The organism is Nonomuraea sp. NPDC005501, from assembly GCF_040605905.1.
Lineage (GTDB): Bacteria > Actinomycetota > Actinomycetes > Streptosporangiales > Streptosporangiaceae > Nonomuraea.
The window spans coordinates 68,539-85,307 of the sequence record NZ_JBEXDT010000005.1; the positions used below are offsets into that span (position 1 = coordinate 68,539).

The following is a 16,769-nucleotide window of genomic DNA, read 5'->3' on the forward strand; positions in this document are numbered from 1 at the left end:
GGCGATGCCGAACATGGCGGCCAGCACGGCCTGCACGATCCACAGGACGATGTTCACCACGGGTTCCTTCGCGGTTGGGGGGTGGCCGGGGCGAGGGCCTCCGGCGTGGAGGTGGCGGCTGGTCAGCCGGTGAAGACGATCTCGGACTGGTCGCGGCGCTCGTGCAGCTCCCAGTACACGGGGGCGATCTGCTCGGGCGTGGCCGTGGGGATGCCCTCAGGGCCGCCCTCGCCGATCCAGACGTTGATCGCCACGTGCGCGGCCTGCACGCCGCTGCCGTCCAGCTCCTTGTGCAGGTTGAGCACCCAGTTGCGCAGGGCCGCGGCCGGGGCGTTGACGGTGGCGAGCATCGGGAGGGGATCCACCGAGCCGCCGCCGGTGGTGAACAGCAGCGTGCCCGCGCCGGCCTCACGCATCGCGGGCAGCACTGTGCGTGCGGCGGCCACCGCACCGAAAAGGGTGTACTCCAGATACGGCTGCAGGTTCTCCGGTGTCGCCTCCGAGGGATCGGCCAGGATGAAATCCGGTCCGGGGATGGCCGAGGATGGGGAGTACTCCAGCACGTCGATGCTGCCGAAGCGGTCCTTGGCGACCTGCAGGGCGGCGGTGAGGGAGGGCCGGTCGAGGACATCGGCGGTGAACGCCTCGGCGGTGATGCCGTCCTTTCCGAGCTGGTCGACCAGGATCTGGAGCTTGTCCTTGGTACGGGCGATCAGGGCGACGTCGAAGCCGCGGCTGCCGAAGGTGCGGGCGATGGCCAGGCCCATACCGGGGCCGGCGCCAACGATGGCGATGGTGGGCACGATCAGACCTCTTCCGTGGGAGGGAGGAGCAGGCTTCAGGAGCAGGTGACGGCGAGCTTGCCGAGCGTTCCGGCGCCGAAGGCGGCGAACGCCTCCGGAGCCTGCTCCAGCGGGTAGGTGGCAGTGACCGGGACGCGCAGCGCGCCCGAGGCGGCCTGGGTGGCCAGGGCGGTCAGGGTCTGCGGGTTCGGGTCGGCCATGATCGTGTGGACGGTGACGTCGAAACTCGCGACGGCATCCGGGGTCAGACCCCGAGTGGAGGCCAGGCGGCCACCGGACCGCAGCAGTCCCGCCAGCTCGACGCCGTCGCCCGCCAGGTGCAGTACCGCGTCCACACCTTCCGGGGCGAGCGCGCGGACCTGGGCAGGCAGGTCGGCGCTGAAGTCCACGAGGTCCACCTTGGCGTCGGTGAGACCGGTGACGAAGTCGGCCTCCGCGCCCGAGCGGGCGGTGGCGATCACACGGGCACCGCGGGCGGCGGCCAGCTGCACGGCCAGCGCACCCACACCCCCCGTCGCCCCGGAGATCAGCACCGTCTCACCCTCGGCCAGGGCTACGGCATTGAGGCTGTCCAGCGCCGCGGTGCCGGCCAGGCCCAGCGCGCCCGCCTCCGCAACGGCCAGCCCGTCGGGAATAGGGGCGATGCCGTAGCCCGCGGACACGGCGAGGTACTCGGCCATCGCGCCGGGGCCCAGGAACGGCGTCATCACCACGCCGAAGACCGCCTGCCCGACCGTGAAGTTCGCGACGCCCTCGCCGAGCGCCTCGACGGTGCCGGCGAAGTCCTTACCCACCACCAGCGGGAAGCGGTGCTCCATCATCTGCTGCACGTGACCGGCGGCGACGGACAGGTCGAAGCCGTTGACCGAGGAGACGGCCACCTTCACCAGCACCTCCCCCGCTTCGGGGGCGGGTGTGGGGATCTCGGCCACGGCCGGCGTCTCGGGGACGGAGTTCAGCGTTACAGCGCGCATGAGCTGCACCTTTCGAAGTGGAACGGGCTACCCGGTTTATGCTGCCCAGCGTAACAACAGAAGTGGGTAGGTTGTTCCACTTGGGTAGAGTAGGAGGCATGGATCTTTCCGCAGACCCCGCGCCTTCGGGCGAGCAGCCCGGACCGGGACTGCGTGCCGACGCCGAACGCAACCGCGAACGCATCCTGGCCGCCGCCCGCCGCCTGTACGCCAGTCACGGGCTCGGCGTCTCCATGGCCTGCATCGCCCGCGAGGCAGGCGTCGGCAAGGCCACCCTGTCGCGCCGCTTCGCCACCCGCGAAGAGCTCATCAACGCCGTCTTCGCCGACCGCATGGACGCCTACGCCGCCGCCGTCGCCGTCGCTCTGGCCGACCCCGACCCCTGGCACGGCTTCACCGGCTACGTCCAGGCCGTGTGCGCCATGCAGGCCGCCGACCGCGGCTTCGCCGAGGTGCTGGCCATGACCTTCCCCGCCGCCAAAGCACTGGAGGAGCGCCGCGCCGAGGCCTACCACGGCTTCCTCGACCTCATCGCGCGAGCCAAAGCCACCGGCCACCTGCGCGAGGACTTCACCGACCAGGACATGGTCATACTGCTGATGGCCAACGCCGGCGTCATCGCCGCCAGCCAGGACGCCGCCCCCGACACCTGGCGCCGCCTGGTCGGCCAGATGCTGCGCGCCTACGCCACCCCCGGCGCCCACCTGCCGCCCTTGGAGCCGGCCCCCGCACCCACCGCGCTGTACCGCGCCATGGTCCGCCTCACCCGCCCACCCTCCGGTCCTGATGGAGACACGAAGTGAGCATGCGGCCGCGGCATGTGCAAGCCTGACCCGGCGACGACCGCTGGGCTGTGCTCAGGTCGCTGCCGCACCTTCACGGTCGTCGGCCAGGACCCGGTAGACGCTTGCCACCGAGGGATGGAACCATACCCGCCACCGCCGCCCGAACCCGACACGGCGGCATCGCCGACGCCCGCTCGGCGTGCGTTCGTCGAACGGACCGTTGGACGAACGCACGGCCGTCTGCGCCGATCCAGCCCGATGCTGTCTCCAGCCCTCCGATGGTCAGTCGCTACTGGTCGTTCCGACCCTCCTCGCGGGCCCTTCGGTTGCTCACGCTCAATCAGTCGGCGGGCTTGCCGAACCAGCGGGAGAGGTGGTCGTCCAGGTCCTGCTGATCGTCGCCGATCCAGGCGACGTGGCCGTCGGGGCGTAGCAGGACGCACGGAACATCCAGGGGCGCAGTGGGATCCGCGAGCTGATCGACCCGGTCTGACCAGCCGCCTACTGTCAGGCGTTCGGTGCGGTCCAGCAGCAGGCCGCGGCCGCGATGCAGCAGACCGTAGAGGTGGCCCTGTTTCACGTCGATGTCGCGCAGGCGGCGGCCGAGCAGGTCGGGGCCTTCGCCGAAGTCGTAGCGGATGCCGATCGCGGTGATCTTCTCGATCAGATGGCGGTTCACCTCGTCGAAGTCCATCAGCTCGGTGAGCAGCCTGCGCACGGCCCGCGGGCCCGGTTCGGTGGACAGCAGTTCCATCTGGGCGCGGGTGTTGTCCAGCACGTCCTGGGCGACCGGATGGCGTTCGGTCTGGTAGGTGTCCAGCAGTGTTTCCGGCGCCCAGCCGCGGACCTGTGCGGCCAGTTTCCAGCCGAGGTTGACCGCGTCCTGCACGCCCAGGTTGAGGCCCTGTCCGCCGGTGGGTGGATGGATGTGTGCCGCATCGCCGGCCAGCAGCACCCGCCCGACCCGATAACGTTCGGCCAGCCGGGTGGCGTCCCCGAAGCGGGACAACCAGCGCGGGGAGTGCACACCGAAGTCGGTTCCGGCGATGGCGCGCAACTGTTGTTGGAAATCCTCGAGGGTGGGCGGTTCCGCGCGGTCGTTGACTCCCGCGGCGGGGACCACGACGCTGTAGACCCTTTCGCCGAAGGGCCGGAGCCAGAACGGCTGATGGGTCTCGCGGATCGCGCTCACCTTGGCGGCGATCTCCTCCTGCGGTACGCCGACTTCCATCTCGCCCATCAGCGTCTCGGTCCGTGAGGGCTCGCCGGGGAAGCCGACGCCGAGCAGTTTGCGCACTGTACTGCGCCCGCCGTCACAGCCGACGAGGTAGCGCGAACGCAGCTGCTCACCGTCGGCCAGCTCGACGGTCACACCTTCGTCGTCCTGCTCGAAACCGGCGACCGCGCAGCCGCGCCGGACCTGCGCGCCCAGTGCGATCGCATGCTCTTCGAGCAGGCGCTCGATGACCGGCTGCGGGATGCCCAGCAGATAGGCGTGCGCGGAATCCAGGCCCTTGGGCGCGGGTTTGGCGATGGCGGCGAAGAAACCGCCGGCCGGCCGCTGTCTTCCGTGTTCGAGCATGCGATCCAGCAGTCCGCGCATGGCCATCAGCTCAAGGCTGCGAATATGCAGGCCGACTATGCGGACGAACGACTTGGGCTCGGTTTCCCTCTCCAGAACGAGTACCCGCACATCGTGCAGCCGCAGTTCGGCGGCCAGCATCGCGCCGGTCGGCCCGCACCCGGCGATGATCACGTCGAACATGGGTGTGCGATCGGCGCCGGAGGCCGGCGACCGGAGAACTCCGGGGACGCCGCCCACGGTGAAGTCGCGCTCGACCGAATCGTTCGACGACGGCTCGGCGGTGAACTGCGGAGAGTGCATAGGTGATGCCCTTCGGGAGTGCCTTGTTGGCGAGGCGCTCCCGGCGACACCTACGTCAATCGCCCGGCCGTGACAGGAGGGGGAGCACCCACATCGCTACAGCGTTCATGGGTCTCACCTCCTCGGGCGGTGTCACGGTCAACTGGAAGCTACAAGCCCGAGCATCACCCCGTCCAACCCTTTTCCAGCCACGCTCACGACTCCGAACGGATATCGCTCACCTGCAGTGATGCGGAGTCAGTGTCGGGCGTTCTGATCACCACCGACGGTTCGTACCGTTTGCCTGCGCCGGGACCTGCGCCACGCCCAGCAGGGCACCATCACCACGCCGCACCTTGCCGACCAGACCGAACAAGCGTGGTGCTCCACGGTGCCGACCGACGCGGTCATCACGTGGACGACCGAGTACGACCAGCCCGCCGTCAGAAACCTGCGCGCCGGCGGCCGGGATGTGCCTGATGAGCTGCCGGCCCACATCTCCCCCCACCCACAGCGAGTGCGCCCCCCGCGCCCCGCTGTTGAGCCGAGCCTGCGCCCATGACGGGTTCCTGGGGGCTGGTAGGTCCGGAGTCTGGCCGAACGCCGAGCCGCCATGTGCGTGGGCTTGGAGGAGCGAGGCGGGGAGAGGAGTGGGCCCGCACTCAACTGCCGAGGGCGCGCTTTTGTGGGTGGATCGCCTCGCCGCGGGCGAGCATGTCAACGAACTGGGTGATACGGCGGGCTCGGGTCTCGGCGCGTTTGGCGCTCGAGATCCGATAGAGAACGGCGTAGCGGTTTTGGGAGGTGAGGATGTCGAACATCGCTTGTGCCTGGGGTTCCGCGGCCAATGCGGCGGCCAGGTCGGCTGGTACCTCGATGCCGGCCTGTCCCGCGTAGGCCGCGTCCCAACGGCCGTCGGCCTTGGCGCGCTCGACCTCGGTCATTCCGGCCGGATGCATCCGGCCCTCGCTGATCAGACGGGTGACGATGCCAACGTTACGCGCTGACCAGGGACTCTGCCTTCCACGAGGGGTGAAGCGCCGACAGAAGGTGATCTCATCCCGCCGTCGTAGCCGACCATCGATCCAGCCGTGGCACAGGGCTTCGTCGAGCGCCTGGTCATAGGTCAAGCTCGTGGGCCGGGTCGTGTTCTGCTTGGCGAGGACCAGCCACACCCCTGCCGAGCTGTCGTGGTGCCTGCTGAGCCACTCCCGCCAGGCCAGGGCATCGGTAACGGTCAGTTCCGATAGTTCGTTGCTCATCGTCATGTGCCCCTGATGATCATCAAAGGGATGGTTGTCGGCGGTCACCCGAAGGTGGGAGCCCAGGACGGGGCCTGGCGGAAGTGGCGCTGGATCGGTCAGCGGTGGAGCGGGCCGATCACGTCCTTCGCCACGTCGCCACCGCGGCCTCTGGACGGATGACGCCCACCCGCCTTCACCAGGTCTTGCCGGCCTGCTCCCGGATCGTGTGGTTGATCCGGTTGAAGAAGTTGGTGATCGCAATGTTCAGAATGATCGCGGACATCTGGTTCTCGTCGAAGTAGGTGGCAGCACCGTCCCAGATCTCGTCGGTCACACCCGGCGCGCCGTCCTGGATCCGGGTGGCGGCCTCGGTCAGCGCGAGCGCTGCCCGCTCCTCCTCGGTGAAGAACGGGGTCTCGCGCCAGCTGACCACGTTGTGCAGCCGCTCCTCGGTCTCTCCAAGCTTCTTCGCCGACTGGACGCCGGCGAACACACACGGGCTGCAGCCGTTGATCTGGCTGGCCCGCAGATGGACCAGCTCGAGCACGAGCGGGTCGACTCCACCGGCGTGAATCGCCTTGTGGAGATGCTGGATCGCTGTGATCACGTCGGGATTCGCCACGCTCTTCATGCGTGCTTCCATGGGTCCCGCCCCTCGTCGGTTACGTGCGCCCATCCGGGCCCGCCATCTGACGCACCTTGGCGGAGGTCATCGTCTTTTCGGCCGAGGAGTTCTCGGTCATGCCGGCGACGTTACGGTATGACCCGGTCAGAAACGGTCCTGGTTATCGAGCAGACTGTCAGCCATGGTCAACACCTCGGCGCGGCTGCTGCGGCTGCTGTCTTTGCTGTCAACGCGGCAGTCTTGGACGTGCGCTGATCTTTCCGCCCAGTTGGAGATCACCGAACGGACGGTTCGCCGGGACATCGCCCGGCTACGTGAACTCGGCTACGGCATCGAGTCGGAGATGGGCCCATGGGGCGGCTACCACCTCGGGCCCGGAACCAGCATTCCGCCACTGATCCTTGACGAGGAGGAGGCCCTCGCGGTCGCTGTCGGGCTGCGCACCGCCGCCTTCAGCGGGGTCTCCGGCAGCGACCAGGCAGCCCTGTCGGCGCTGCTGAAACTACGCCAGGTGCTGCCGGCCAGGATCGCCGACCGGCTCGGCGAGCTGGACGCCGCGTTCACCCACACCGCACGGCCCGACGACAGCCAGATCTCCCCCGCGCTGCTGCTCGACCTGGCCACCGCGTGCCGGCGAGGCGAACGCACCCGGTTGACCTACCGCGAACCGGCCGGAACGACGTCCACCCGCCGAGTGGACCCCTACCGGCTCATCTACACCGGCCGCCGCTGGTATCTCCTCGCCTACGACCTGACGCGGCAGGACTGGCGCACCTTCCGTACCGATCGCGTCATCGATGCCACAGCCACCGGGGAGGCCACTGCCCTGCCCGACCCGCCAGATCCAGCGCAGATGGTCAGCACGGGCATCGCGCTGAGGCCCTACCCGGTGCGGGTGACCATCCGCCTGGCCGTACCTGCCGATGAGGCCCGCAGGCTGGTACCACTGACGGTCGGCGTCCACCACCCGGACGGCGATGACGCCACGATCATCGACATCGGCGGGCCAGACGCCGACGGCCTGGCCCGCTACCTGCTCAGCCTCGGCCGGCCACTCCAGATACTGCACCCAGAAGAGGTCCGTCAGGCATTCCTCACCCGCACACAACAACTCCTCAAGGACAACCAGTGACACAAAGACCCGCCGACAGCTGACACGGCTACCTGCGGTGACGGGTGTTGCCGGCCACCATGAAGTGCGACTGCCGACCCCATGTCGCAGATGTTCTTCAACCTGCCGGCCGTGTTCGCAGAGTTCGGAGCCGACCTGCTGAAGATGCGCACCCGCGAGGGCATGGCCATCGCCCGCTCCCGCGGCCGGCGCAAGGGCAAACAGCCCAAGCTCACCGCCAGGCAGCAAGCCGAGCTGGTGCGGATGCACGCCACCGGCGACTACACCATCGCCGATCGACGCCGCCCCAGTGCCGCCTTCGACGAGGCCCGTGAGCTCTCGCGCGCCGGCGGAGCTCACGGGCCACGGCTGAAGGTCACTTGTAGTACTGCACCCAGTACTCGACCGTGTGCTTCTTGCTGATGTTGAAGGTCGCCCAGTACTTCGAGTGGCCGGCGTTGCTGATGCGGACGATGCCGTACTTGCCGTTGCAGGTCCACGTGCCGGACTTGGCGATCTTCTCGCCGCCGCCCCAGCGGCGCAGGAACCAGAGGTCGACCTTGATGCGCGCGTCGTTGCCCCAGCAGCGGGCCTTGACCTGCATGACGCGTACGCCCGAGGGCCGAGTCCACGCCGAGGTGTCGAAGTACCCCTTGTACGGGCCCAACGCCTCGTGCCGTTGGGTGTGCCAGCTCGCCAGGGCCGTGCTGGCCAGGGCCGCGCTCGCCTGAGCCGTGGTCGCCGGGGCCGTGACCTGTGTGCGCGCGGCCGGGGCGGCGACGGCGGGCGCGGCCGTCAGCAGCGCCAGGCTGGAGGCGGTGGCGGCGAGGGCGAGGGCGGTTCTCGTGGGACGCATCGGTGCCTGCCTTTCGGGATCGAGTCAGGTTCTCTGTTCGAACGCGAAGGTATGGCCGGGCGTGTTGAGGATGTGTTGAGCGCATGTTGAACGGGCCGGAGACGGTCGGGCCAGGCGATGTCGTCGATCGTCAGGAACGGCGCCGCCAGAGACGCTCGCGGTTGCTCACCAGTGGTCGGCAGCCGCCGTCAGCGAGGGCCGACGGTGCCGGCCTGCAGCAGCTTGGCGAGGATCGCGCTCAACTGGCCGCGCTCCTCGGGGGTGAGGGCCTGGAAGGTGTCCTCGAGGAAGGCCGGGATCGAGGCTTGGGCCTCGGCGAGCCGCCGGCGGCCCGAGTCGGTGATGGTGACGGCGTAGGAGCGCCGGTCGCGGGGGTTGCGTTCCCTGCGGACGTGACCCGCCTGTTCCAGGTCGTCGCAGATGCCGACCATCACGCTGCGGTCGATCCGGAGCTCCTCGCTGAGCGTCTGCTGGGAGCAGGGACCGACGGCGTCGAGCATCTGGAGCACGAGGTGCTGCCCGACACCGAGCCCTTCCTCGGTGGCATGCACGTCGGCGGCGCGGGCCACGGCGGCCGACGCCCGGCACAGCGCGATGTCGAGCCGCTCGGCGGCGAGCCGGGGAAAGTACGCCGTCCCACGGTCCGTCGTTCTGGTCGTTGCCGCCATCACTCTCCCTCGTGCGTTCAGCCGTCAGCCTACCGCGCATCCATCTCCGAAGAGACTGTTTGACAGCAGATGATTTGCAGGCATACGGTCCGAACCGTCTGTCCACCAATGGTTTGCATGCAGATGGAATGTGATCATGGCCCGGACCGATGGCCGCCATCGGGCGGCCCTGGTCACCTCCGCCTCGCACCGGTGCCCACCCCCACCGCCTGAAGGAGACACATCGTGACACTGGATCTCACCCCGGACGAGCTGCTGAGCACCACCCGCGCCGTACGCAAGCGCCTCGACTTCACCCGCCCGGTGCCCCGCGAGCTGATCGAGGAGTGCGTGGACCTGGCCGTGCAGGCGCCAACCGGGCGCAACCGGCAGCGCTGGCACTTCCTCGTCGTCACCGAGCCCGCTCAGCGCCGGGCCGTGGCCGACATCTTCCTGCGCGCCCTGACCGTGGCCGGCGGCCAGCCGCTGACCGAACGAGATGTGTGGCGCATGAACTACCACTCCGGCTCCACCGAGCGGGTCTTCGACGGCCTGCGCCACCTGGCCGCCAACATCCACCGGGTGCCCGCGTTCGTCATCCCGGGCGTGGAGGGACGCACCGACCGCGCCCCAGTGGCCGTGCAGGCCGGTGCGTGGGGGTCGATCCTGCCCGCGGTGTGGAGCTTCATGCTGGCCGCCCGGGCACGGGGCCTGGGCACGGTGTGGACCACGGCGCAGGGGCCGCTCGAACGCGAGCTGGCACGGGTGCTCGGCGTTCCGTACGAGGAAGTCATGCTGGCGGCCTTCATCCCGCTGGCCTTCACCATCGGCACCGACTTCAAGCCCGCCCCCCGTATCCCGCGCGAGGAGGTCCTGCACTGGGACCGGTGGTGAGCGGGCCTTGCCAGGCCGCCCTGACGACGCCGGTGCGGCCTGGTTCTGACATGCCGGAGCTGAACACCCGGACGGATCGTTGCGCCGGGTCGTCAGAGCAACGCGGCGAGATCCGCCGGTCGCGAGATCATCGGCCAGTGGCCGGTCGGCAGCTCGACGAAGGTCCATTCGGGTGTGCCGAGCGGGGCGAACGCCGGGTTCCCCGAAGCGATCAGCTCGCGGATCACCGCCAGCGGCATCGTCGAGGCGATCATGGTCTTCGGCGTCGCCGGGATCTGCTGCGGCCGCTGAATCGACTGGGTGACCGCGCCCCACGGCTGCGGCGTCGCCTTCGCACGGATCTGCGCCCAAAGCTCCTCGGTCAGTCCTGCGAACATCCTCTCCTCCTGCTCGAAGCTGGGCACATCGAGCGCATATCCGTCCCCGACCTGAGCGCGCCAGGCCTTCTGCGTGTCCTCGTCATTGAAGTCGATCACCGCCACACCCGACGGCAGCGGCGCGGTGTCGACGTAGACCACCCGGCTGAGCCGCTCGGGATGCCGGTCGGCGACCGCGGTCACCGGGACGCTCGCCCCGCTGTGCCCGACCAGGACGACCTCCTCCCATCCCTCCATCGCCGCGAGGATGTCGAGGACATGGGTCTCCACGCCGACCTCCGGCGACAGCTCCCCAGCCCTCTCCCCCAGCCCCGTCAGGGTGACCGCCCGCACCTGGTGTCCGGCGGCGCGCAGCTGCTGCGCCACCTGGTCCCAAGCCCAGGCGCCGAGCCAGAAGCCGGGAACCAGCACGTAGTTCGCCATCTCATCGTCCTTCCAGTGAGCCGATGTCGCTACGCTAAAGCCGATAGCGGACAGAATCCGCCCGGATTAAGTGGGTGACCTGTGTCATATCCGGCGACCCGGATGCTGGCGATGCTCGAACTGCTCCAGGCGCACCACGGGATGGGCGGGCGCGACCTGGCGCAGCGGCTCGGTGTGGACGAGCGGACCGTCCGGCGCTACGCCGCCCGGCTCGCCGAACTGGGCATCCCGGTCGCCGCCGAGCGCGGGCGCTACGGCGGCTACCGGCTGATGCCCGGCTACAAGCTGCCACCGCTGATGCTCACCGACGACGAGGCGACCGCCGTGGTTCTCGGTCTGCTCGCCGGACGTCGCCTGGGCGTTGCCGCCCAGGCCACCGAAGCCGCCCTGGCCAAGATCCGGCGAGTGTTGCCGGCCACGCTGCGAGAACAGGTCGGCGCGCTGGAGGAGACCTTGGACTTCACCCTCGCCGAGCGCGCGGCGCCGACGCCCGCGAGCCGGGCCGTGCTGACCCTGGCCGCCGCGATCCGCGACCGCCGCCGGGTCACGCTGCGCCACCGCTCCTGGAAAGGCGCCCAGACCGAACGCGAACTGGACGGCCACGGCCTGGTCTTCCACTCCGGCCGCTGGTACGTGACCGGCCACGACCACCGCTCCGGCGAGATCCGGACCTTCCGCGTCGACCGGATCTCCTCCGTCGTCCCGGGGACGGCCTCCTATGAGATCCCCGAGGAGTCCGACCCGGTGCGGCAGGTCACCGCGTCGCTGGCCCAGGTGCCGTATGCGCACACTGTCGAGGTCACTCTGCACGTTCCCCTCGCAGAGGCGTCCCGCCGCATCCCGCCGTCGGTGGCCACACTCACCGAAACCCCGGACGGAGTCCTCCTGCGGACGCGTGCCGAGTCCCTGGACGGCATGGCCGCCATGCTCGCCGGGCTCGGCTTCCCGTTCACGATCTTGTCGCCGCAGGAACTGCGCACGGCCGTCCGGCGCCTGGCCGAGAGCCTGCTGGAACAGACACTGGAACAGACAGGGGAACGAACACTCCCCGCGACCGGCCCGCCGGAGCGGTAGGGGGGCCCGGAAGCTGATCGACTCCCGCACGTTCGCCGGTTGCGTGGCGACGTCGAAGCCGTTGACCCTGGCCGTGCCCGCGTCAGCCCTGAGCAGCGTGGACAGAATGTCCACGGCCGTGGTCCTGCCTGCCCCAGGCGTCAGATGGCCAGGGTGGCGGCGATGCCGTCGAGGACGTAGGTGAGGCCGGTTTCGAACTGCCACTGCGCGTCGTCCTTGCGGGTGGCGGTGTGCAGGTAGCGCCGGAAGGTGGGATAGCGGCCGGTCCGCATGTGCCACATCATCTCAGGGGCCAGTTCCGAACGCAGGTCGTCGCCGTCGGACCAGCCGTGCTCGTCGATGAGGTTGCGCACCGCGCTCTCGTAGTTCATGGCGCCGTGGACGTAGGCGTCCACCGCGCGGAAGATGCTCATCATCGCGTCGGCGTCCAGGCCCAGGCCGTCCAGAGCCGACAGGGCCCGCTCGGCGACGGTCATCCTGTTGGGTGTGAGCGAGAGCCTCGCCTGCGGGGACAGCTGAGCCAGCCACAGGTGCCGGAGCATCAGCTCGCGGGTCCGCAGGGCCAGGGCGCGCATGGTCTCGCGCCACTCGCGGTCGATCGGGAGGTGGAGGTCGGCGTAGACGTGGTCGACCATCAGCTCCAGGAGGTCGTCCTTGCCCGAGACGTAGCGATAGGGCGCCATGGGGGCGACGCCCAGTTCGGTGGCCAGACGGCGCATGGTGATGGCTTCCAGGCCTTCCGCGTCGGCGATCGCGACCGCGGTCGTGGCGATGCGCTGCGGGGAGAGCGTCTGACGCTGAGGAGGGGTGGGGCGTTCCAGGCGTTCCCAGAGTGATACGCGCGGTTTGTCGTTCTCGGTTGGCATGGCGTGCGGCTTCCCTCCGGCTCGTCCCAGATACAACGTATCAGAAGTAGACAACGTACACTCTGTTGTGTACGTTGTATCTCATTCCGATACGCCGTACACACGAGAAGGAAGACCACTCATGAACGACGACCGCCTGAAGATCGCAGTCATCCTCGGCAGCACCCGCGACGGCCGTTTCGGCACCCGAGTGGCAAGCTGGACCCTCGACCACATCGCGCAGCGCGACGACATGACCGCCGATCTCGTCGATCTCGTCGAAACCCCGCTGCCCACCGTCTTCCCCGTGCTCGGACAGCCCCCGGCCTCGCAGGAGGCCAAGGACCTGCTCGCAGCCGTATCACCGCGGCTGGCTGCGGCCGACGCCTTCGTCATCGTCACCCCGGAGTACAACCACAGCTTCCCGGCGGCCCTGAAGAACGCCATCGACTGGCACACCACGGAATGGCACGCCAAGCCGGTCGCCTTCGTGTCCTACGGCGCCTTCTCCGCCGGATTGCGCGCGGTCGAGCAGCTGCGCCTGGTGCTGGCCGAACTGCACGCGGTCACCATCCGCGACAGCGTCGGCTTCCAGCGCGCCTGGGAGCAGTTCGACGGGGACGGCAAGGCCGTCGACCCCGCCGCCGGCGCCGCGGTCAAGGTCATGCTCGACCAGCTTGCCTGGTGGGCGCACGCCCTGCGCGAGGCCAAGGCCGTCCGCCCCTACGCCGCCTGAACCGCGATGAACGACCGTTTGCCGTATCTCGCGGTGTTCGGCCTGCTGCTCGGCATGTTCCTGGCCATGCTGGACGGCCTGATCGTCGGCACCGCGCTCCCCACGATCGTGGGCGACCTCGGCGGCCTGAACCACCTGCCGTGGGTGGTGACCGCGTACATGCTCGCCGGCGCGGCCACCACCCCGATCTGGGGCAAACTCGGCGACCTGTACGGCCGCAAGGCCAGCTTCATCACCGCGATCGCGCTCTTCATGGCCGGCTCCGTGCTGTCAGGCGTGTCGCAGGACATGAGCCAGCTCGTCGCCTTCCGCGCCGTCCAGGGCCTGGGCGCGGGCGGGCTGATGGTCGGCGCGCTGGCCATCATCGGCGTGCTCGTACCACCACGCCACAGCGGCCGCCTGCAGTCGATGATCGGCGTCATCATGCCGATCGCCTACATCGGTGGCCCGCTCGTCGGCGGCCTGCTCACCGACTACCTGAGCTGGCGCTGGACCTTCTACGTCAACCTGCCGCTCGGCGCCGTCGCCCTCCTGATCATCACCACCCGCATCCACCTGCCACCCGTCGAACGCGTCAAAGTCCGCATCGACTACGGCGGAGCGGCCCTGCTCACCACCGCCATCGTGGCCCTGACTCTGCTGGCGAGCTGGGGCGGGACCACCTACTCCTGGTCCTCACCCCAGGCTTTGGCCCTGACCGCCGTCGCCGTTCTCGCCCTGGCCGGGTTCGTGGCCGTCGAACGGCGCGCCGCCGAACCGATCATCCCGCCGCGCCTGTTCCACGACCGCAACTTCACGCTCGTCCAGGTCCTCAGTTTCCTTGTCGGCGCGATCATGCTCAGCGTGACCAACTACCTGCCGCAGTACATGCAGTTCGTCCAGGGATTCTCGCCGGCGGCCAGCGGCATGCTGCTGCTGCCCCTGATGTTCGGCATGCTCGGCGCGCAACTGGTCACCGGCCGTCTCATCAGCGCCAACGGCCGTTACCGCGTCCATCCCATCCTCGGCGGCGCACTGATGATCGCGGGCGCTCTGGTCCTGCTGCTGCTCGACGTCGCCACCCCGGCGGCGGCGGCCTCCGCGCTCAGCCTGGTCATCGGCACCGGGATGGGCCTGGTGATGCAGAGTACGACGCTGGTCACCATGAACAGTGCCGATCCCCGGGACATGGGCGCCGCCAGCGGGACGGTCACCCTGCTGCGCACCATCGGCGGTTCCCTCGGCATCGCATTGCTGGGCAGTGTGTTCGCGGGCCGCATGTGGGCCGACCTCAGTACGCAGCTCGGTCCGGCGGCGGCCGACCGGCTGGCCACAGGCGGTGAACTCACGCCGGAACTGCTGCCCAGCCTGCCCGCTCGGACAGCCGACGCCGTGCGAGAGGCCGTCACCAGCGGCTTGCACGGCATCCTCATCGGCGCGGCCGTTCTCGCGCTGATCGCTTTCGCGGCGTCCTGGCTCATCCGCGAGGTCCCGCTCCGCGACCACACCCCATCATCGGACGCCCCCGAACCCGACGCCCACGCCGCCGTGACGGGGGCTTGAGCAGGAGAGTCATCCCGGGCAGCTCCGGGGGCCGACGCGCTGCCCGGCGCCGACGACGGTGACCTGGGCGGGGGTTTCCGGCACCCTGGCGGCGGCCGTGCAGACGATCTGCTCGACGGCCAGTGTGGACAGTTCGCCGGCCGCGGTGGACAGCGTGACCACCAGATGGCTGGCGGACTTGGCGGTCACCGAGAACGGGCCGGCTTCGGGTGGGACGTCGGTGGTCAGTCCGTTCGCCTGTTCCACCGCGGTGGGTCCGGCCGCCAGCAGCGCGAGCGTGTCCGCCGGGAACATCGGACGGCCGGTGGGCCGCGTCACCGCGCGGAGCCGGCCGTTCTTGACCAGGTAGAGGGTGGTGGTCATGGTCGGCTCGACGGCTCCGCTCGGCGGGTCGCCGGCGCGGATGGCGTCGCTGGGTCGCACCCCGCAGCCGGCCATGGCGACGAGCGATACGAGGCCCGCGGCGAGCATGCGGCGGGCGAGCCCGGTCCTCATTCGGGGCCTCCGTCCGGGTCGGGTGCCGGGCGTGGCAGGCGCAGCGTGAAGAGGGCGCCGCCGTCCGGGGCGTTGGTGACGGTGAGGCCGCCTCGGTGCAGGCGCGCGTTCTCCCGTGCGATGGCGAGGCCGAGGCCGCTGCCCTCGGACCTGGCCCTGGCCGCGCTGGCCTTGTAGAACCGGTCGAACACGTGCGGCAGCACCGCTCCGTCCAGCCCCGGCCCGTGGTCGCGGACCTCGAGGGCGATCCAGTGCGGGTCGGCGGAAAGCCGTACCGACACCGGTGGCTCGCCGTGTCGCAGGGCGTTGCCGACCAGGTTCGCGAGGATGACGTCCACCCGCCGCGGGTCCAGCCGTGCCGTCACCGCGGGTGGAAGCTCGGTGTCCACCAGCTCCGACCAGCCCCGGACACGCAGGGTCGCGCGTACCAGCTCGGCCACGTCGACATCGTTCAGCGCGAGGGCCGCCACGCCGGAGTCGAACCTGCTGATCTCGATGAGGTCGTTCACCAGCGCGGTGAGGTTGAGCGTCTCCTGGCTGACCAGTCTGGCGGCCCGGCCGGCGGGCTCGGGCAGCCGGGCCGCCTCCTCGTCGAGGACGTCGGCGACCGCGGTCAGCGCGGCCAGCGGGGTGCGCAGCTCGTGGGAGACGTCGGCCACGAACCGGCGGGCGTCGGCCTCCATCTCGCGCAGCTGCGCGACGTGCCGTTCCAGCTCCGCGGCGGTGTTGTTGAACGTGTGCGCCACATCGGCCAGCTCGTCGGAGCCGCGGACCGCGATCCTGGTCCGCAGCTCGCCCTCGCCCAGCAGGCGTGCCGCCCGGCCGAGCTCGCGCACCGGGCGCAGCACGCCACGGGTGGCCAGCAAGGCGAGGACGACCGCGAACGCCAGGGCCGCCCCGCCGATGAGCCAGGCGGATGTGGCGAGCCGGTCGATGCTGAGCTGTTCGGCAAGCAGGCTGCGCGCGGTGTAGACCTCGATGCCGGACATCCGCGTCGTCCGGTCCCGCTCGACGATCAGCAACGGCGTACCGATGATCAGGTGCGGCTCGCCCCGCCACACCACGCGTTGCCACGCGATGTCGCCGGCGGCCACCGCCCGCCGCAGCTCCGCTGGAATCATCCCGGGTTCCAGGACCGGCACGTTCCCGCCCGGCCTCCAGCGCCCCGGCGCCGGCATGACCGGCGAGTGCGCCCCGTGGTAGATGGCGACCGCGGAGCTGTACTGGTCGGTCACCACGCGGGCGATCGCGTCGAGCTCGTCCGGGCCCGGCGCCGGACTCCGCAACGGGAAGACCGCCTGCAGGCGGCTTCTCATCGACTCCACCGCGGCGTCCTGGGCCCGCTGCAGGATGTCGATGCGGGCCTGGACGTACATCCCGCCGGCCACCGCCGTCGCGGTGAGCACACACAGCAGGGCGAAGGCGGACAACAGCCGGGCACGCAGCCCCGGGCGCGGTCGAGGTGCCACCGGCT

At 69.9% G+C, this 16,769-nt stretch carries 19 protein-coding genes and 1 pseudogene; 8 read left to right on the forward strand and 12 right to left on the reverse strand.

From position 1 onward, the window contains the following. Positions 1-122: 122 nt before the first annotated feature. A complete protein-coding gene (locus tag ABZS51_RS05215) occupies positions 123-803 on the reverse strand; it encodes an SDR family NAD(P)-dependent oxidoreductase (RefSeq protein WP_355436570.1) in 681 nt (226 codons plus the stop codon). A 35-nt stretch (positions 804-838) separates the two neighbouring features. Beyond that, the gene (locus ABZS51_RS05220) at positions 839-1,777 is read right to left on the reverse strand and encodes an NADP-dependent oxidoreductase (RefSeq protein WP_355436573.1); all 939 of its coding nucleotides are present in this window, start codon (positions 1,775-1,777) and stop codon (positions 839-841) included. 98 nt (positions 1,778-1,875) lie between these two features. Here ABZS51_RS05220 and ABZS51_RS05225 point away from each other — a divergent pair, with 98 nt between their 5' ends. Further along, positions 1,876-2,580, forward strand: a complete 705-nt coding sequence (locus tag ABZS51_RS05225; RefSeq protein ID WP_355436576.1) for a helix-turn-helix domain-containing protein — start codon at positions 1,876-1,878, stop codon at positions 2,578-2,580. A 322-nt stretch (positions 2,581-2,902) separates the two neighbouring features. Here the strand turns inward: ABZS51_RS05225 and rox are convergent, their stop codons facing one another. After that, a complete protein-coding gene (rox, locus tag ABZS51_RS05230; protein WP_355436809.1) occupies positions 2,903-4,327 on the reverse strand; it encodes a rifampin monooxygenase in 1,425 nt (474 codons plus the stop codon). Between the two features lie 415 nt (positions 4,328-4,742). Between rox and ABZS51_RS05235 the strand changes: the two genes are divergently transcribed. Continuing rightward, complete coding sequence (locus ABZS51_RS05235) at positions 4,743-4,988, forward strand: Tn3 family transposase (protein WP_355436812.1); 246 nt, start codon at positions 4,743-4,745, stop codon at positions 4,986-4,988. A 100-nt stretch (positions 4,989-5,088) separates the two neighbouring features. Here the strand turns inward: ABZS51_RS05235 and ABZS51_RS05240 are convergent, their stop codons facing one another. Further along, positions 5,089-5,736 carry a YdeI/OmpD-associated family protein gene (locus tag ABZS51_RS05240; RefSeq protein WP_355436578.1) on the reverse strand — a complete coding sequence of 216 codons (648 nt, stop codon included), beginning with the start codon at positions 5,734-5,736 and terminating at the stop codon, positions 5,089-5,091. Positions 5,737-5,863: 127 nt separating this feature from the next. Then, complete coding sequence (locus ABZS51_RS05245) at positions 5,864-6,313, reverse strand: carboxymuconolactone decarboxylase family protein (protein ID WP_355436580.1); 450 nt, start codon at positions 6,311-6,313, stop codon at positions 5,864-5,866. A 163-nt stretch (positions 6,314-6,476) separates the two neighbouring features. Between ABZS51_RS05245 and ABZS51_RS05250 the strand changes: the two genes are divergently transcribed. Both ABZS51_RS05250 and ABZS51_RS05255 read left to right on the forward strand, forming a co-directional pair. Beyond that, positions 6,477-7,427: a YafY family protein gene (locus ABZS51_RS05250; RefSeq protein ID WP_355436583.1), complete on the forward strand. Its 951-nt coding sequence runs from the start codon at positions 6,477-6,479 to the stop codon at positions 7,425-7,427. An 81-nt stretch (positions 7,428-7,508) separates the two neighbouring features. After that, positions 7,509-7,829 carry a hypothetical protein gene (locus tag ABZS51_RS05255; RefSeq protein ID WP_355436585.1) on the forward strand — a complete coding sequence of 107 codons (321 nt, stop codon included), beginning with the start codon at positions 7,509-7,511 and terminating at the stop codon, positions 7,827-7,829. Here the strand turns inward: ABZS51_RS05255 and ABZS51_RS05260 are convergent. Both ABZS51_RS05260 and ABZS51_RS05265 read right to left on the reverse strand, forming a co-directional pair. After that, positions 7,783-8,262 (reverse strand): hypothetical protein, encoded by a 480-nt coding sequence (locus tag ABZS51_RS05260; protein ID WP_355436588.1) that lies wholly within the window; start codon positions 8,260-8,262, stop codon positions 7,783-7,785. The two genes, ABZS51_RS05255 and ABZS51_RS05260, sit on opposite strands and share 47 nt — an antisense overlap. Positions 8,263-8,450: 188 nt before the next feature. Next, positions 8,451-8,930, reverse strand: a complete 480-nt coding sequence (locus ABZS51_RS05265) for a MarR family winged helix-turn-helix transcriptional regulator (protein WP_355436591.1) — start codon at positions 8,928-8,930, stop codon at positions 8,451-8,453. Positions 8,931-9,155: 225 nt separating this feature from the next. Between ABZS51_RS05265 and ABZS51_RS05270 the strand changes: the two genes are divergently transcribed. After that, on the forward strand, positions 9,156-9,803 hold the full coding sequence (locus ABZS51_RS05270; protein WP_355436594.1) for a nitroreductase family protein: 648 nt from the start codon (positions 9,156-9,158) through the stop codon (positions 9,801-9,803). Between the two features lie 92 nt (positions 9,804-9,895). Here ABZS51_RS05270 and ABZS51_RS05275 read toward each other — a convergent pair whose 3' ends face one another. Continuing rightward, positions 9,896-10,603 (reverse strand): alpha/beta hydrolase, encoded by a 708-nt coding sequence (locus ABZS51_RS05275; RefSeq protein ID WP_355436597.1) that lies wholly within the window; start codon positions 10,601-10,603, stop codon positions 9,896-9,898. Between the two features lie 81 nt (positions 10,604-10,684). Here ABZS51_RS05275 and ABZS51_RS05280 point away from each other — a divergent pair, with 81 nt between their 5' ends. Further along, positions 10,685-11,677 (forward strand): YafY family protein, encoded by a 993-nt coding sequence (locus ABZS51_RS05280; protein ID WP_355436600.1) that lies wholly within the window; start codon positions 10,685-10,687, stop codon positions 11,675-11,677. Between the two features lie 15 nt (positions 11,678-11,692). On the opposite strand, the pseudogene ABZS51_RS05285 reads toward ABZS51_RS05280, so the two are convergent. Next, a pseudogene (locus tag ABZS51_RS05285) lies at positions 11,693-11,818 on the reverse strand (ABC transporter ATP-binding protein); the annotation flags it as partial. Beyond that, positions 11,818-12,543, reverse strand: coding sequence for a TetR/AcrR family transcriptional regulator C-terminal domain-containing protein (locus ABZS51_RS05290; protein WP_355436603.1), 726 nt, complete (start codon positions 12,541-12,543; stop codon positions 11,818-11,820). The pseudogene ABZS51_RS05285 and the gene ABZS51_RS05290, both read right to left, overlap by 1 nt. Before the next feature lie 121 nt (positions 12,544-12,664). Here ABZS51_RS05290 and ABZS51_RS05295 point away from each other — a divergent pair, with 121 nt between their 5' ends. Continuing rightward, entirely contained in the window at positions 12,665-13,258 is a 594-nt protein-coding gene (locus ABZS51_RS05295) for an NAD(P)H-dependent oxidoreductase (protein ID WP_355436606.1), read from the forward strand. Positions 13,259-13,264: 6 nt separating this feature from the next. After that, a complete protein-coding gene (locus ABZS51_RS05300) occupies positions 13,265-14,800 on the forward strand; it encodes an MDR family MFS transporter (RefSeq protein ID WP_355436609.1) in 1,536 nt (511 codons plus the stop codon). A 9-nt stretch (positions 14,801-14,809) separates the two neighbouring features. Here ABZS51_RS05300 and ABZS51_RS05305 read toward each other — a convergent pair whose 3' ends face one another. After that, positions 14,810-15,295, reverse strand: a complete 486-nt coding sequence (locus ABZS51_RS05305) for a hypothetical protein (RefSeq protein WP_355436611.1) — start codon at positions 15,293-15,295, stop codon at positions 14,810-14,812. Then, on the reverse strand, positions 15,292-16,764 hold the full coding sequence (locus tag ABZS51_RS05310; RefSeq protein ID WP_355436615.1) for a HAMP domain-containing sensor histidine kinase: 1,473 nt from the start codon (positions 16,762-16,764) through the stop codon (positions 15,292-15,294). Before ABZS51_RS05310 ends, ABZS51_RS05305 begins: the two co-directional genes overlap by 4 nt. Between the last annotated feature and the right edge of the window lie 5 nt (positions 16,765-16,769).

Excerpts from the sequence above, each read along its gene's own strand:
- ABZS51_RS05305 (WP_355436611.1), bottom strand. The coding sequence starts at position 15,295 with ATGAGGACCGGGCTCGCCCGCCGCATGCTCGCCGCGGGCCTCGTATCG.
- ABZS51_RS05265 (WP_355436591.1), bottom strand. The coding sequence starts at position 8,930 with ATGGCGGCAACGACCAGAACGACGGACCGTGGGACGGCGTACTTTCCC.
- ABZS51_RS05250 (WP_355436583.1), top strand. The coding sequence starts at position 6,477 with ATGGTCAACACCTCGGCGCGGCTGCTGCGGCTGCTGTCTTTGCTGTCA.
- ABZS51_RS05300 (WP_355436609.1), top strand. The coding sequence starts at position 13,265 with ATGAACGACCGTTTGCCGTATCTCGCGGTGTTCGGCCTGCTGCTCGGC.
- ABZS51_RS05290 (WP_355436603.1), bottom strand. The coding sequence starts at position 12,543 with ATGCCAACCGAGAACGACAAACCGCGCGTATCACTCTGGGAACGCCTG.
- rox (WP_355436809.1), bottom strand. The coding sequence starts at position 4,327 with ATGTTCGACGTGATCATCGCCGGGTGCGGGCCGACCGGCGCGATGCTG.
- ABZS51_RS05255 (WP_355436585.1), top strand. The coding sequence starts at position 7,509 with ATGTCGCAGATGTTCTTCAACCTGCCGGCCGTGTTCGCAGAGTTCGGA.
- ABZS51_RS05225 (WP_355436576.1), top strand. The coding sequence starts at position 1,876 with ATGGATCTTTCCGCAGACCCCGCGCCTTCGGGCGAGCAGCCCGGACCG.
- ABZS51_RS05245 (WP_355436580.1), bottom strand. The coding sequence starts at position 6,313 with ATGGAAGCACGCATGAAGAGCGTGGCGAATCCCGACGTGATCACAGCG.
- ABZS51_RS05260 (WP_355436588.1), bottom strand. The coding sequence starts at position 8,262 with ATGCGTCCCACGAGAACCGCCCTCGCCCTCGCCGCCACCGCCTCCAGC.
- ABZS51_RS05275 (WP_355436597.1), bottom strand. The coding sequence starts at position 10,603 with ATGGCGAACTACGTGCTGGTTCCCGGCTTCTGGCTCGGCGCCTGGGCT.
- ABZS51_RS05295 (WP_355436606.1), top strand. The coding sequence starts at position 12,665 with ATGAACGACGACCGCCTGAAGATCGCAGTCATCCTCGGCAGCACCCGC.
- ABZS51_RS05220 (WP_355436573.1), bottom strand. The coding sequence starts at position 1,777 with ATGCGCGCTGTAACGCTGAACTCCGTCCCCGAGACGCCGGCCGTGGCC.